The following is a 14,473-nucleotide window of genomic DNA, read 5'->3' as shown; positions in this document are numbered from 1 at the left end:
CAAGCGAGAACAAGCAGTTTAACAAGTTGCCCGTGCAACCCGGATCAAGCGACAGCCGCCTGCCCGCCTCCGTCAGACGCGAAACACATTGCCGTCAGGACCGATCTTGCGCGGAATACTCCGGTTGCCCGGCCGCTTCGTCGATACCACCGACGACGCGCCCTGCACCGCCGGCGCATTGCCCGGTTCCGTCACTTTCCTCGCGAGCCGTGGCGCCGAAGGCTTTTGTGCATGCGGACGCACCGGTTTCTGGGCCGGCGAGCCCGCCGCGTGACCGCGTGCTTCAGGCGGATTCCAGATTTCCACGTATTTCTCCGCGTGCGCCGCAGAAGTCATAGCGAGCAAGACGAGCCCGACCCACAGACGACCTGCCTTCATTGCCCATTCTCCTGTGCTTCGTTTGCTGCCACGGGCGAACCTGCCGTGCCCACCGACCGGCCGTTCTCGTATGCATAGAACGTCGGCTCGCCCGCCTTGCCACGCCGGATGGCCTCGTCGATTTCCCGTTCGCCGAACGCCGACTTCAGGTTCGCGACAAACGCCGCGATCTCCGGCATCGGATGACCCACGGGTTGATGCACACGCATATCCATGACGCACGTTCCTCTTCAATCGCACATCGATACTGTATATTCATACAGGGTTTTGTGCAATTCCTGCGGAGGATGATTTGCCACTCATTGGCCACTCATTGGCCACTCGGCCAGGACGTCACTCGTCCGTGCCGTCGCGCAGGCGACTCGCGAGGTAATCGATCAGCGCCCGCACTCTGGAAGGCAGAAAGCGATTAGGCGGATACAGCAGCCACACGGGGCCCATATAGGAACGCGCCTCGAACTCCCAGTCCGCGAGAACCTGCACCAGATCGCCTTGCGCCAGCGTCTGGGCTGCGGCGAAGTCGGGCAAGCTGGCTATCCCGAAGCCCAGCAACGCGGCATCGAGACGGGCACTCACATCGTTGGCGGTATAACGTCCCCGCACTTCCAGCGATTGAGTCTGCGTGCCGCGCCGGAAATGCCATCGGTTGTCGTCGACCGTTTCGCCCAGATACAGACATTCGTGCCGGGCGAGATCGCGCGGTTCGACGGGCGTTCCGTGTGCGTCGAGATAAGCGCGTGACGCGCAAAGCAGCCATTTCGCGGTGCCCAGCCGCCGCGCAGCCAGGCCCAGCGGAGGCGAACGGGTCAGCCGGATCACGATATCGACGTCATCGCGCAACGGATCGACTTCGCGGTCCGCGAAAACCAGTTGCACGTCCACGTCGGGCCAGCTGCGCAGAAATTCCGGGATCAGCGGATGGATTACGGATCGGGCGAAGGCGATCGGCGCACTGACGCTGACCTTGCCGCGCGGCTCGCCGACCACTTGCCCGGCGACGTCCACCGCACCCGACGCCGCGCCGACGATGTCGCGGCAATAGCCGTAGACCTGCGCGCCCGAATCCGTCACGCGGATGCTCCGCGTCGAGCGCTCCAGCAAGCGCGTGCCGAGCGCTTCTTCGAGGCGCTTGATCTGGCGGCTGACCGTCGACGGCGTACTGCCCAGCTGGCGCGCGGCTTCGGAGAAATTGCCCGAGTCGACGACGCGCGCAAAGGTCGCCATGTCGGGCAGCAGCGCGAAAAGCTCAGTGGGATTCATGGCGCTTCATTTGTGCATTCACGACATAAAAGATGTTCCGCGAGACCGGATTATAGTTTTCAGCGCAATACTCGACAATCGGGACCGTTCTAAGAGAAACCGAGGTCCGCTGTGTCGAAACAAAGAAACCTGCTCTGGATATCCGACCTGATGCTGCTCGCAGTCGCGATGGTCTGGGGCACGAGCTATGGGGTCGTGAAAGTCGCGCTCGCGTTCTATCCCGTGCTGGGGCTGCTCGCGCTGCGCTTCGGCCTGACGTTCATCGTGCTGTCGCCGGCCTTGCGATCGCTGCGGCATGTCAAGGCGTCCTCGTTACTCGGCGCGTTGGGCGCGAGCGTCTTGTTGCTCGGCATTTTTCTGGCCGAGACGTTCGGGATCTCGATGACCCGAGCATCGAATGCCGCGTTTCTCATCAGCTTGTGTGTCGTGCTGACGCCGCTCGTCGAATGGGCGCTGCTGCGCAGAGCACCGTTGCCCGTCGAGTGGCTCGCTGTCGGCATGTCGCTGGCGGGCGCTGCGCTGGTGAGCGGTGGCGTTTCCGTTCCGACGACCGGCGACGCGCTGATCCTGCTCGCAGCGCTGCTCCGCGCGTTGATGGTATGCGTGACCAAACGTGTGATGCGCGATCCGGCGCTCGCGCCGCTGTCGGTGACGGCGATTCAGGCGGGCACGGTGACGTTCGGCAGCGTCGTCGTTGCGCTGATTGCGGCGCCCGACCAATGGCGCGCGCTGCCGACGCTCGTCGGACATGGCGTTTTCTGGATGAGCATCGGCTACCTCGTGATCGCGTGCACGCTGTTCGCGTTCTTCGCGCAAAACTTCGCCGTGAAGCGCAGCAGCCCGACGCGCGTCGCGCTGTTGATGGGAAGCGAACCGGCCTTCGGCGCGCTCTTCGCGTACGCATGGCTCGGGGAACATCTGGCGATGTCCGCCTGGATCGGCGGCGGTCTGATGGTGCTCGCCTCCCTGCTCGCGACCGCGCCTTGGCAGAAGCACGCCGGCGCCAAGCTCGAAGTGCATGCAGCCGTCACGAACGACGCCTGACAGCGCGCAATTGCGACGAGCCGGCTGTCGCGCTTATGCTTGTGGCCCGCATGATCAAGTCAACGAAGGAAGAAGCACGCAATGTTCAATCACGTAGTAGTCGGTTCCAACGACCTCGAAAAAGCGAAGCAGTTCTATGACGCCGTGCTGGGCGTACTCGGCGCGGGCGAAGGTCGCAACGACGACAACGAACGCCGTCGTCGTTATGTCTATCGGACGGGCACCGGCGCATTTTTCGTCACGCAACCGATCGACGGTCAGGACGCGTCGGTTGCCAATGGCGGGACAATCGGGTTTTCCTGCCAGTCGGCGGAACAGGTCGATCGCTGGCACACAGCCGGCATCGCGAATGGCGGGCAATCGGTGGAAGATCCGCCCGGCGTGCGCGGCCCGGCTTCCAGCGGCGTGTATCTCGCCTACTTGCGCGACCCGGACGGCAACAAGCTTTGCGCTGTGTATCGGATGCCGGGCTGATTTCGCTTATTCTCATTCCAGCGCAGCAGATAAAAAACGCCGGCCATCGCCGTCACGCGACGCCCGGCGTCACCGCTAAAGATCTAACCGCGTTCAGATCAGAACGCGTGACGGATGCCCACCATCCCGACGAACTGCGACGGCCCCGACGACGGCGTCGTGTTCTGCGAATCGCCGACGACAGCCACCGCATCCGCGATCGTCGTGCCCGAACCCGACGCAATCAGCGACTTGCCGCGCGCCAGTTGATACGCCTCGAGCGCATAGAACGTCGTGCGCTTCGACAGGCTGTAGGTTTGTTCGAGCGAAATCTGGTGATACTGCGCCGGATCGTCGATACCGTTCGCCTTGCTTGCACGCGTGTAGCTATAGCCGATGCCGGCAATCACTGACGGCGTGAAGCGATACGTGGCGATCGCGCCGTACGTGTTGAAGACCGCCTCGCTCGCGAACAGCGAATGCGAACCCGGCGCGTACTGCACGTTCGAGTAGTTCACGCCGACCATCAGATCGGGGGTGAAGTTATAGCGGGCGGCGGCCGCGATCATCTGCGTGCTGCTCGCGCTCGCGTAGCCGTTGTTCACGGGCGAATTGATCGCGAAGCTGCCGAGCGACTGGCTCGTCGTGATGTCCTTCAGCTTCACGTAGCCCGCCGCCGCCGAGAACGCCTGGTAATCGTAGCGAAGCGCCGCGCTGAACGTGCTGCCGCTCGTCACGCTGCCCGGCACACCGCCGAGGCCATACTGCGCGGCGAACGACAAGCCCGCGATAGTCGGCGACGCGTAGGTGATCGAGTTGTTGAAGCGCAGCGTCGTATCCAGCGCATCGAGATCGCCCGGATGCGCGCCCGTTGCACCCGTCAACACGCCCGTCGGCCCGAGCGCGCCGACCATGTTGAAGTACGGCGTGTACTGGCGGCCGAGCGTCACCGTGCCGTACTTGTCGTTGCTCAAGCCGACGTAAGCTTGCCGGTTGAAGATCAAACCCGCGCTGCTCTGCGCACCCGTCAGCGAATTGAAGCCGCTTTCCAGCCGGAAAATCGCCTTCGTGCCGCCGCCGAGTTCCTCCGCGCCCAGCAGGCCGAACTTGCTCGCCTGCAGGTTGCCCTGGCTCATGTAGAAGTTCGAATGTCCGCGCTGATTGCTCGAGTAGGCGAACGCGTTATCGACGACGCCGTACAGCGTGACGCTGCTTTGCGCCATTGCGCCCGTCGAGAGAACCGCGCCTGCAAACGGCAGGCATGAGAGGGCCACTGCACGCATGCGCGTGCATGTCGAAGTCTTCATTTTTGTGAGTCTCCTGCTTGTGATGCGGCCTGTCGGCCGCCCTTGTGGTGTGTGTCGATGTCCTGGATCAGTTCGCGAGGCGCAGCGTGAGACGGCGCCAGCCGTCCACCACCGTATCGCCCGTCACTGCGCCGTTCGTGCACGTCGCCGCGCGCGTGTCGGACGCGGGCACGCTCAGCTGCACCTCGTTCTGCTCAAACGGCATCTGCCCTTCGCGTTCGATCGAAATGCGCAGCGTGTTCGCGTCGCTGGCAATGACGACGTTCCAGCGTCCCTGCGCGCCGTCGCGCCAGGCTTCCGTTTCGCCGTCGTCTTCGATGCAACCGCCTTGCGCCGTGCCTTCACCCTTGCACGGCACGGCCATGAACGCACGCTCGTCGGCGCGTTGCGCGAAGTGCTGCTCGGCGATGTTCAACGGAATCACGCTGCCCTCGCGCAGCAACATCACCGGCTGTTCGAACGGCACGGGTTGCGTGATGCCTTGTCCGCCGTCGAACACTTCGCCGCTCCAGTACGACGCCCAGCGCGCGCCCGCCGGCAGCCACACTTCGCGCTCGCTCTGCCCTTGCTCGACGACGGGCGCGACCAGCAGCGACGAACCGAGCATCATGTCGTCGCCATCGACGAGGCAACGCGGATCGTTCGGAAACTCGGCAAACATTGGGCGCAGCACCGGCTCGTACGAGCGATGCGATTGCCACAGCAGTTCATACAGATACGGAATCAGCCTGTAACGCAGCTTGATGAGGCCAGCGATCGTGCTGGTCGCTTCGGGATACATCCACGGTTCGTTGACGGTGCCGTCGTCGTTCCACGAATGAATGCTGAAACGCGGCAGGAAAATGCCGAACGCGACCCAACGCAACAGCAATTCCGGCTCGGGCGCCGGCCCTGAAAATCCGCCGATGTCGTGGCCGCTGTTCGACACGCCCGACATCGCGAGCCCGAGGCCCATTTTCAGGTTGTAGCGCAGCGTTTCCCACGACGTGTAGTTGTCGCCCGACCACGTCTGCACGTAGCGATGCATGCCGACGCCGCCCGAACGCGACACGAGGAACGGCCGGGTTTGCGGCGCATATTCGCGTTGTGCGTCGCGTGAGGCGCGCATCATCAGCTGCGTTTGCAGCACCTTCGCCTGCTGCGCGGGGAACGGCTCGCCGAAGCCTTGCGCGATCGCGTCGGGCGTCCAGATTTCGAACTCGTTGTTGTCGTTCCACGTCGACGCCATGCCATAGCGCAGCAGACTGTCCTTCACGCGCGCTTTCCACCAGTCGATCGTCTTCGGGTTCGTGAAGTCGAGATACGCGCCGACTTCGTCCCAGAACTGCACCCACGTCGCCTCGCCGTCGCGCGACTGGATCAGCAGACCGGCTTTCGCGGCTTCATCGAACGCGGGGTGATCCTGCAAAAGACACGGCTTGATGTTCGGGCACAAGCGCACGCCCTCGCGCAAATAACCGTGCACGAAACCTTCGATGTCCGGGAATTTCTCGTGATTCCAGTTGAACACGTAGCGCTTCGGTCCGATCGACGTATAGCCCGACGACAGATGGAACGAATCGCACAGAACGTCGTGCTCACGGCAACGTTCGATGAATTCGCCCATGCGGCGCTGCGCGTCGGGCGCGTCGGTATAGCTCATCGTCGAGCCGGAATAGCCGAGGCCCCACTTCGGCATCAGCGCGGGCCGGCCCGTGAGCCACGTGAAGCGGCGCACCGCATGCAGCGGCGTATCCGCCGACGCGATGAAGTAGTAATCGAGATCGCCATGCTCGGCGACGAAATGCCGGTAGTGGCCGTGATAGTTGTCCAGCTCGCGGCCCATGTCGAAACGGCAATCGGCGAGCGTGTCGTAGAACAGGCCGAAACCCAGCGACGTCTGCGGCTGCCACGTCACGTAGAACGGAATGTGTTTGTAGAGCGGGTCCGTGTGGCGCGCGCTGTAGCCCATCGCGTCGATGTTGCGCATCTCGTAGCTCTGGTTCGCGCGATCCAGCGTGCCCGCACGCTCGCCGAGACCCACGTACATTTCGCCGCGCCGCCGCTCGACGTAGTGATAGACGCGCTCGTCCCACCAGCCGAAGTTATACGCCTGCGTCTTGCGGTCGCTCATCACGTGATGCCACGCGCCGTCGCGCGCGATGTCCCACGAACAGAAGCCGCCATCGAGCGTGACCGTCAGACGCACTTTCGACGTTTCGACGACGAGCCGGTCCGCGTCGCTCGTCGCGCTGTACACGACGGGCTCGAATCCTTGCAGGTCGCGCCGGTCACGACCTTCGAGCGGCACGTCGTCCAGACCGGGCGCAATCGCCCAGGTGCGCGGGCCGCGCAGTTCGCCGTTCGGCAGCACCAGCACGCGGATGATGTCGTCGGCGAGCACGAACAGTTCGATGCGTGCGCCGTCGTCGGCGGACAGTACGACGGGATTACCCGCTTGCCCCGCGCCCGCTTGCACGGCGCCAGCGTCGGAGACGGAAAACTGCGGTCGATTCTTCAACGTAGCCATGATGTGTTTCCAGGTCAGTCAGTTCAGGCCGCGCTGCCCGCGCCGCTTCCGGCGCGTTGCAGACGGGCGTCGCGCGTCACGCCACGCATGAGGATCACGAGCAGCGTCGCACCGATCAGGTCGAAGGCGCCGAGCGCGCCGAACAGCGGCGTGTAGCCAATCTTGTCCGCGAGCGCGCCGACCATCAGCGAAAATCCAAGACCGCCGATCCACGCCGCCATACCCGCAAAGCCGGCCGCCGTGCCGACTTCGCCGGGTTCGAAGACATCGGCGGCGAGCGTGTTGACGAGCGCGGAAATCATCTGGTGCGCGAAGCCACCGACGCAGAAGAGCGCGATCGCTTCGTACGGCGACGCGACGAGCCCGATGCACGCCGGGCCGATCATCATGACTGCGCCCAGCACGACGCCCACGATGCGCGACCAGATCAGCGGCACGCGCAGCCGCTTCATCAGGAACGGCGACAGATAACCGCCGAACAGGCCGCCGAGGTCCGCCGCGAGGAACGGCAGCCACGCGAACAGCGCGATCTGCTTGAGGTCCATGTGACGCTCGGTGGCGAGATAGAGAGGAATCCAGAAGCTGAAGGTCTGCCAGGCCGGCTCCGCGAAAAAGCGCGCCTGTGCGATCGCCCAGAAACGGCGCGTGCCGAGCACTTCACGGATGCGGCGCTTGTCCTGGGCGTGAGCGGCGGGCGGCGTCTGCCCTTCCATGATGGTCGCGCGCTCTTTCTCGCCGATGCGCTTGTGGTCGCCGGGCGCGCGATAGAACACGTACCAGAGTGCGGCCCACACGAAACCCAGCGCGCCCGTCACGGCGAATGCGCTCTGCCAGCCGTAGCGCAGCGACAGGAACACGACGAGCGGCGGCGCAAACAGCGAGCCGAGCGACGTGCCCGCATTGAAATAGCCCACGGCGACCGATTTCTCGCGATTCGGAAACCATTCGGCGACCACTTTCATGCCCGCCGGAATCGCGACCGCTTCGGACAGCCCCATCAGCCCGCGCAGCGCAGCCAGCGACAGCCAGCCGCTCGCCAGGCCGTGCAGCATGCCCGTCGCCGACCACAGACACGCGAACAGCGCGAAGCCGAGACGCAGACCGATCAGGTCGATCACCAGCCCGCACACCGGCTGCATGATCGTGTAGCCGATCTGGAACGCGCCGACGACGTACGAATACTGCTGCGTGTTCATATGCAGCAGCGTTTTCAGCTCCGGCGCCATGACGCCGAGCGCGTTGCGCGACAGGTAGTTCACGATCGTCCCGAGACACACGAGCGCGATGATCCACCAGCGCAGGCCAATGATTGTTTTCAACTCTGTCTCCATTCCTTTTACGGACCGGGGCTGAGGCCGCCCGGCGTCCAACCGATCAATGAGCGAATTCGAACATCGGATCGGCATTTATCGTCGGTCATCGTATCACTGAAACGTCTGTCGGATACCAGGGAAAACCATGTAATACCTACATTCGATCCGGCGAAAAGCCTGTCAGACTGAGCGCCTATGTAATTCTTAGGCAATTACGCCGATAAACGGCAACGACTCGCACAGTCTTTCAGCATGTTCGTTCGAACATAAGATTGTTCTCTTGTGCGCCAAATGGAATATCGGTATCGGGCAGAGTTCATAGAAGATCGGCTCTTTATGATGGTCTTCGATACGCGCGGCGTCGAGCGCCCGCTCTCGGCCTGAAGTCAGCCTTTCTGGAGCGACGGGGACGCCATGAAGATCAAAGCGGAAGGATGTATAAAACGCGTCCAGCGAAGAACAGCCGGAGGTCAGAAGAGGATCCGAGTGACGCAAACGAGTTGAGATACGTCATCGTACAAGTCGAATTCAACAAAAACCGGCAAGAACTCCACCTATACTTTCTTTTACCTTTCTTATTTCTTTCGAATTAGACTAGCGCCACACCCAGAACATCACGGAGCGCTATATGGGGAATCTAGGAGGTTTCATGCAAGGCGCAGTCGCATTGGGCGGCTGCATCGGACTGTTCACGACGATCGTCTGTCTCGTCGAACTGTTCAGCGGCTGATCGTCAGATCGAGCGCCGGAGACCACGTAGCACGAAGAGCCGTCGCGAGTCGACGGCTCTTTTTTATTGCTCAATCCTGCTCGACGGCTTGCAGTTCTTCCGCCGTCGACGCGCGCACCCGCTCCGCGAAGCTCTCCAGCGCCGCGATTGAGCCATGCACGCTGTGATATTCCTGCCGCCCGATCCGCGCTTCGAGCACGACCGTCATCCCTGCTTGCCGCGCTATATCGAGGATGTCCATTTCTACCTCCACAATCCGTCCGATTCCTGAATCGCCTGGCGTCCACCGAATCCGACGCCCCTTGATGACCATTCTATAAATCTCTCGTCCAGCATCAATGGCCTACGCGGGGAATCTATGTTCACGTGGATACAACAATCGATGCGCAGTGCTGGCACGGAAGTTACGCGCGCCGCCGCATGCCTGTAGGATTCCCGATGCCGCGCCCGCGCGACGGGCGCATCGCCATCACAACCACCGGGCCGAGGGGACGCCATGATCGTGTACAAGTTCGGAGACGGCGCGGGCGCCATGCCACCCGATCTCAGTCCGTTCGTCGTCAAGCTCGAAACGTGGCTAAGACTCTCGAACATTCCGTACGAAGGACGCATCGGCAATCTCAATGCGATGCCGAAAAAGAAGCTGCCCGTGGCAGACATCGACGGCGTGACCGTGTGCGATTCGTCTGCAATCATCGCTTATCTGCAAGACCGCTACCCGCAGGCGTTGAACGACGCGCGGCTCGACCCGAAGCAACGTGCGCAATCCGCCGCGATCAAGGCGTTGCTCGAAACGCACCTCTATTTCGTGACCGTGTATTTTCGCTGGGCCGTCGACGGCAACATGGCGATCTACAAGCCAATTCTGACCGACTACGCGCAACACACCGCGCCTGCGCCCGCGCGGCCGCTGGTCGGCGCGTTCACGCCGCTGCTGTTGCCCGTGATCCGACGCAAGGTGTTGCGCCAGGCGTGGGAGCAAGGCACGGGACGGCATAGCTACGACGACGTCGCGCGCATGGGCATCGACGGATGGCAGGCCGTCGCGGATCTGCTCGGCGACCAGCCCTTTCTGCTCGGCGACGAACCGACCACCATCGACGCAACCTGTTTCGCGTGGATTCACACGACGGCCGTGCACCCGTTCGACAGCCCCGTGCGCGATTTCGTCTCGCAGCATCCCGCGCTGATGGCGTATCACGCGCGCATCGCCGCGCGCTGCTGGCCAAACCTCCCGCACGCAGCACGGCGCTGACTATCCAGGCCTGTCCAACAGCTTGCTTACTGCTGGCCTGGCTGGCGAACGGCCAATTGTCTATTCCGCTTCGCGCATCCAGCAGCCACAATCTTTGCTCACTTCGTCACCCGAACGCGCGCACTCCATGACCAACCTGCCAATGCTTTCCGCCGACGTCCTGTTCGCCTACTCCGCGTATTTCGTCGGCACGGCGAGTCCCGGGCCGAGCAATCTCGCCATCATGTCGATCGCGAGCACGGATGGGCGCAAAGCCGCGTTCTCGTTCGCCGCGGGCGTCGTGTGCGGCTCGTGCTTCTGGGCGATGCTGGCGGCGCTCGGTCTGTCGGCGGCGCTGCTCGCGTATTCGGGCTTGATGGCCGGGCTGAAGATTTTCGGCGGATGCTATCTGCTGTACCTGGCGTTCAAGTCGGGCCGCTCGGCGTTGCGGCCGCGCGCCGCGCAAACGCAGACGTCGGGTGAACCACTGTCGTTGCGCCGTATCTACACGCGCGGTCTGCTAATGCATCTGACGAACCCGAAGGCGATTCTCGTGTGGATTTCGGTGGTAGCGCTGGCGTCGCCTGCCAATGGTGGCGCGCCGCATATGCTGACGACCGTCGCCGGCTGTCTCGCGATCGGCATGCTGGTGTTCGGCAGCTACGCCGCGCTTTTCTCGACGCCGCTCGCGCGGCGCGTGTATCTGTCGATTCGCCGCTGGCTCGACGGCGGGCTGGCTGTCGTGTTCGGCCTCGCGGGTTTGAAGATACTGACGTCGCGCGCCTGATCTTCAGGACCGCGCCTCGCGTTCACTTCTCCCAATAGCACACGACGCCCTGCCGCGCGCTCGCATCCGACGCATACGGCACGAAACCCTTCGCGCGGCTGCGCGCGTACACGCGGCGTGCTTTCGCCGCCGCCTCGCAGCCGCCCACATAATCGAGCGTTGCGATCCAGAACGCGTGTCCATTCGGCCTGAGCGCCATCGCTTTCCAAGCAGCCAGTTCCGCTTCGACTGACGGGTCGTACTTCGGCGCATACACCTCTTCGTGCGCGATGCCGTCGAGCAGCGACGCAAACGCGACGCCGCCCGTCGAGCCCTCGCGCGTCGTGCGGCCGGTGGCGTTCTGCATCACCAGGATCAGTTCGGGATATTTCTCGCGCAGCTTGCGCACGAGATCGAGACCGCCTTGTGCGCATGTTGCATCGCACGGACCGTTGCGTGTCGCCGTGCCGTGTTCGACGATTTCGAGGTTGTCGAGATAGAAGCCGTCCGCACCCTGCGCGACGAGACGCGGCGCGACGTAATCGACGATGAGCCGCTGATAATCCGCGTTCGACAGGTTCATCCACATTTCCTGCCGATAACCGCGATACGTGCCAGCGTGCGCCGCCTTGTTCGCCTCACACGATACGAAGCCGTCAGGCACGTCGCGCCAGTACGAGCGATACGTCTCGCACGATCCGAGGTTCAGGTAGCTCAGCACGACGTTGCGGCCGCCGTTCTTCAGCGCGGCGACTTCGGCGGGGGTGAAGTTGCCCGCGTCGGGATCGAGATCGACGTCGATCACGCGAAACGTCGACGCAACGCGAGCGAGACTGCCGAGCGACGCAGCGTCGCCGTAGTACGACATCCACGGCGATGCTTCGAATACGCGCGTCTGTACGACGGCGGCTTGCTCCGCAGCATGCGCGCCTGAAAGCGACAACACGAACGCAGCGAGCACGCCGACGCCACCCCGTCGCATGCCATCAAATGCGCACTTCAACTTTCCGTTCACTTGTCGCTCGCAGGAAAAAAACGAGCGCCAGTGTACCTGCGCCGCGTGAAACTACGCGACGGCTCCAGAATCAAACGCCTGCCTGTAGCCGCTGCGCTTCGCGCGCGAACTCGCCGGGCACGACGGGCCTGCCGAACAGATAGCCCTGCTGCCGCTCGCAGCCGATCGAGCGCAGAAAATCCGATTGCTCACTCGTTTCGACACCTTCGGCCGTCACGTTCATGCCGAGCGAGTGCGCCATCGCGACGACGGCATGCGTGATCGCCACGGCATCGCGATGCGCGGGCAAGCCCGCGACAAACGAGCGGTCCACCTTCAGGCTATGCAGCGGAAAGCGCTTCAGATACGACAGCGACGAATAGCCGGTGCCGAAATCGTCGACGGAAATGCGCACGCCCATACGCGCGAGCGTCGTCAGAAGCGGCATCACGGCGTCGCTGTCGCTCATCAGCACGCCTTCCGTGATTTCCAGTTCGAGCGCCGACGGCTCCAGCCCTGCCTGCTCGAGACTCGACGCGACATGTCCGATCAGCTCGCCGTTGATCTGCCGCGGCGACAGGTTCACCGCGATCATCAGATGCGGCGTGATCGTGCGGCGCCATTCGACCGCCTGCCGGCACGCGTTTTCCAGCACCCAGCGGCCGATATCGATGATCAGGCCCGTGTCCTCGGCAACGGGAATGAACTCGACGGGCGACACTTGGCCCAGCTCGGCGTTGTACCAGCGCAGCAGCGCCTCTGCGCCGACGATGCGCCCCGTCTCGCCCTCGACGATCGGCTGATACGCAAGGCTCAGCTCATCGGCGACGAGCGCGCGCCGCAACGACTGCTCGATCGCGAAGCGCCGTTGCAGCCGCTGGCTCAGTTCGGCCGTGAAAAACTGGAAGTTGTTGCGGCCGCGCTGCTTCGCGTCGTACATCGCGGAGTCGGCGTTGCGCATCAGTGTCTGCGCGTCGCGTCCGTCGTCGGGATAGAGACTGATGCCGATCGACGCGCCCAGGTAATACTCGTTGCCGCCGACCGCGAACGGCTGCGCGATCGTGTCGAGCACCTGTTGCGCAAGCGATGTCAGGAACGACGCGTCGCCGTAATCGCCCGTCGCGATCACGAACTCATCGCCGCCGACGCGCGCCAGCGTATCCTCGCCGCGCACACAGGCGGCAAGCCGCGCGGCGACGCTGCATAGCAGTGCGTCACCTGCTTCGTGGCCGGCGATGTCGTTGACCTTCTTGAAGCCGTCGAGATCGACGAACAGCACGGCGAGCTTGCGCACGGCGGCCGGTGGCTTTCCTCGTTCGTACGCGGGGCCCGCATGCGGCGCGAGCAACTCGCTCATCCGGTCGGCGAGATAGGCCCGATTGTAGAGCCCCGTCAGCGAATCGCGCGTGGCGAGATGCTGTAACTGGGCGCGTGCCGCCTGCACCGCGCTGATGTCGTTGAACGAGATGAGCACGGCACCCGGTTCGATTTCACCCGGCTTGAAGATAGGCACGACGTTCTCGGTGATCCAGATCGAGCCGCCGCCCATCAGTTCGAGCCGCAGCGTCATGCCGACCACGGGCCGGCCCGTGCGCAACACGCGCCGCGTCGGCTGATCGCTGGTCTCGACCCGCGTGCCGTCGTCCCAGTAAGCCGCGCGAATCACCTTGTAGATGTCCTGGCCGATCACCTCGCCCGTCGCGCGCAGCATGCGCCGCGCACTCGGATTACAGGCGAGCACGATGCCTTCGCGCGACTGCACGACGATGCCTTCATTCAGATGATCGACGACGAGCCGATGATGCTCCTCGCTCTCCGCGAGCCGCTTGCGCATCAGATCCTGATGGACGGCCAGCCCGACGCTCTGGCCGATCTCGCGCAGGAGCGCCTGTTCGTCGTCGTTGGGACGGCGCTGTCTGTCGTAATAGACGCCGAACGCGCCGAGCACCTGGCCGGCGTCGTCCTCGAACGGCACCGACCAGCACGCGCGAAGCCCAAGCGGAAGCGCGAGATGCTGATAATCGGCCCACAGCGGATCGTTGCCGATGTCCTCGACGATCACCAGCCGCCGCTCGTACATCGCCGTGCCGCACGAACCGGCGCACGGACCGATGCGCATGCCGTCGATCGACGCGCTGTATTGCCGCGGCAGCGACGGCGCCGCGCCGACGCGCACGGTAACGCTGTCCGTGTCGAGCACGAGGATCGAGCATTGCGCGCCTTCGCCCAGCAGCGTTTCGGCACGGCGGCACACCTCGGCCAGCAGTTCGGGCAGCGGCGTGCTGCGCGTGAGCAGGCGCAATACGCTCTGTTCCGATGCCAGCACCTCGGCGGCCAGATCGGTTCCGCGGCGAGTGCGCCCGGCTGGCTTGTCAGTCGCGATGTCTGCAGTCACTTGACGACTCATGGTTGCACTCCCTTCATGCAACAACGGCAGTCGGACGCGCGCTGCGTATCAGGGTTTACGCGAATCACGCGCGCCCGA

Annotated in this window: 12 protein-coding genes and 1 pseudogene; 4 read left to right on the top strand and 9 right to left on the bottom strand. The window is 63.7% G+C overall.

Going from position 1 to position 14,473, the window contains the following annotated elements; translation table 11 throughout:
• Positions 1-72: 72 nt before the first annotated feature.
• The 3 genes and pseudogenes from QEN71_RS08865 to QEN71_RS08855 all read right to left on the bottom strand — a co-directional run bounded on the left by QEN71_RS08865 (position 73) and on the right by QEN71_RS08855 (position 1,638).
• Positions 73-378 (bottom strand): hypothetical protein, encoded by a 306-nt coding sequence (locus QEN71_RS08865; RefSeq protein ID WP_201654538.1) that lies wholly within the window; start codon positions 376-378, stop codon positions 73-75.
• A gap of 20 nt (positions 379-398) precedes the next feature.
• Positions 399-593, bottom strand: a pseudogene (locus QEN71_RS08860) (hypothetical protein); the annotation flags it as partial.
• A gap of 118 nt (positions 594-711) precedes the next feature.
• A complete protein-coding gene (locus QEN71_RS08855) occupies positions 712-1,638 on the bottom strand; it encodes a LysR family transcriptional regulator (protein ID WP_201654543.1) in 927 nt (308 codons plus the stop codon).
• Positions 1,639-1,749: 111 nt separating this feature from the next.
• Here QEN71_RS08855 and QEN71_RS08850 point away from each other — a divergent pair, with 111 nt between their 5' ends.
• Entirely contained in the window at positions 1,750-2,682 is a 933-nt protein-coding gene (locus QEN71_RS08850) for a DMT family transporter (RefSeq protein WP_201654545.1), read from the top strand.
• Positions 2,683-2,763: 81 nt separating this feature from the next.
• On the top strand, positions 2,764-3,156 hold the full coding sequence (locus tag QEN71_RS08845) for a VOC family protein (protein ID WP_201654548.1): 393 nt from the start codon (positions 2,764-2,766) through the stop codon (positions 3,154-3,156).
• A gap of 98 nt (positions 3,157-3,254) precedes the next feature.
• On the opposite strand, the gene QEN71_RS08840 is transcribed toward QEN71_RS08845, so the two are convergent.
• The 4 genes from QEN71_RS08840 to QEN71_RS08825 form a co-directional block, all read right to left on the bottom strand.
• Entirely contained in the window at positions 3,255-4,442 is a 1,188-nt protein-coding gene (locus QEN71_RS08840; protein WP_201654551.1) for a porin, read from the bottom strand.
• 67 nt (positions 4,443-4,509) lie between these two features.
• A complete protein-coding gene (locus tag QEN71_RS08835) occupies positions 4,510-6,951 on the bottom strand; it encodes a glycoside hydrolase family 31 protein (RefSeq protein WP_201654555.1) in 2,442 nt (813 codons plus the stop codon).
• A 23-nt stretch (positions 6,952-6,974) separates the two neighbouring features.
• On the bottom strand, positions 6,975-8,270 hold the full coding sequence (locus QEN71_RS08830) for an MFS transporter (protein ID WP_201654558.1): 1,296 nt from the start codon (positions 8,268-8,270) through the stop codon (positions 6,975-6,977).
• 794 nt (positions 8,271-9,064) lie between these two features.
• Positions 9,065-9,235, bottom strand: coding sequence for a hypothetical protein (locus tag QEN71_RS08825; RefSeq protein ID WP_201654561.1), 171 nt, complete (start codon positions 9,233-9,235; stop codon positions 9,065-9,067).
• 255 nt (positions 9,236-9,490) lie between these two features.
• On the opposite strand from QEN71_RS08825, the gene QEN71_RS08820 reads away from it, so the two are divergent.
• On the top strand, positions 9,491-10,249 hold the full coding sequence (locus QEN71_RS08820) for a glutathione S-transferase family protein (RefSeq protein ID WP_201654564.1): 759 nt from the start codon (positions 9,491-9,493) through the stop codon (positions 10,247-10,249).
• Between the two features lie 127 nt (positions 10,250-10,376).
• Positions 10,377-11,015 (top strand): LysE family translocator, encoded by a 639-nt coding sequence (locus tag QEN71_RS08815; protein WP_201654567.1) that lies wholly within the window; start codon positions 10,377-10,379, stop codon positions 11,013-11,015.
• Positions 11,016-11,037: 22 nt separating this feature from the next.
• Here the strand turns inward: QEN71_RS08815 and QEN71_RS08810 are convergent, their stop codons facing one another.
• Both QEN71_RS08810 and QEN71_RS08805 read right to left on the bottom strand, forming a co-directional pair.
• The gene (locus QEN71_RS08810; protein ID WP_201654570.1) at positions 11,038-11,976 is read right to left on the bottom strand and encodes an endo alpha-1,4 polygalactosaminidase; all 939 of its coding nucleotides are present in this window, start codon (positions 11,974-11,976) and stop codon (positions 11,038-11,040) included.
• 103 nt (positions 11,977-12,079) lie between these two features.
• Positions 12,080-14,395: a putative bifunctional diguanylate cyclase/phosphodiesterase gene (locus tag QEN71_RS08805; protein ID WP_201654573.1), complete on the bottom strand. Its 2,316-nt coding sequence runs from the start codon at positions 14,393-14,395 to the stop codon at positions 12,080-12,082.
• Positions 14,396-14,473 lie beyond the last annotated feature (78 nt).

The organism is Paraburkholderia sabiae (assembly GCF_030412785.1).
In the GTDB taxonomy this organism is placed as follows: domain Bacteria; phylum Pseudomonadota; class Gammaproteobacteria; order Burkholderiales; family Burkholderiaceae; genus Paraburkholderia; species Paraburkholderia sabiae.
This window is presented reverse-complemented; position numbering and strand designations above follow the sequence as displayed.

Coding starts and splice junctions, on each gene's coding strand:
- QEN71_RS08865 (WP_201654538.1), bottom strand. CDS start 378: ATGAAGGCAGGTCGTCTGTGGGTCGGGCTCGTCTTGCTCGCTATGACT.
- QEN71_RS08855 (WP_201654543.1), bottom strand. CDS start 1,638: ATGAATCCCACTGAGCTTTTCGCGCTGCTGCCCGACATGGCGACCTTT.
- QEN71_RS08845 (WP_201654548.1), top strand. CDS start 2,764: ATGTTCAATCACGTAGTAGTCGGTTCCAACGACCTCGAAAAAGCGAAG.
- QEN71_RS08840 (WP_201654551.1), bottom strand. CDS start 4,442: ATGAAGACTTCGACATGCACGCGCATGCGTGCAGTGGCCCTCTCATGC.
- QEN71_RS08835 (WP_201654555.1), bottom strand. CDS start 6,951: ATGGCTACGTTGAAGAATCGACCGCAGTTTTCCGTCTCCGACGCTGGC.
- QEN71_RS08825 (WP_201654561.1), bottom strand. CDS start 9,235: ATGGACATCCTCGATATAGCGCGGCAAGCAGGGATGACGGTCGTGCTC.
- QEN71_RS08820 (WP_201654564.1), top strand. CDS start 9,491: ATGATCGTGTACAAGTTCGGAGACGGCGCGGGCGCCATGCCACCCGAT.
- QEN71_RS08815 (WP_201654567.1), top strand. CDS start 10,377: ATGACCAACCTGCCAATGCTTTCCGCCGACGTCCTGTTCGCCTACTCC.
- QEN71_RS08810 (WP_201654570.1), bottom strand. CDS start 11,976: ATGCGACGGGGTGGCGTCGGCGTGCTCGCTGCGTTCGTGTTGTCGCTT.
- QEN71_RS08805 (WP_201654573.1), bottom strand. CDS start 14,395: ATGAGTCGTCAAGTGACTGCAGACATCGCGACTGACAAGCCAGCCGGG.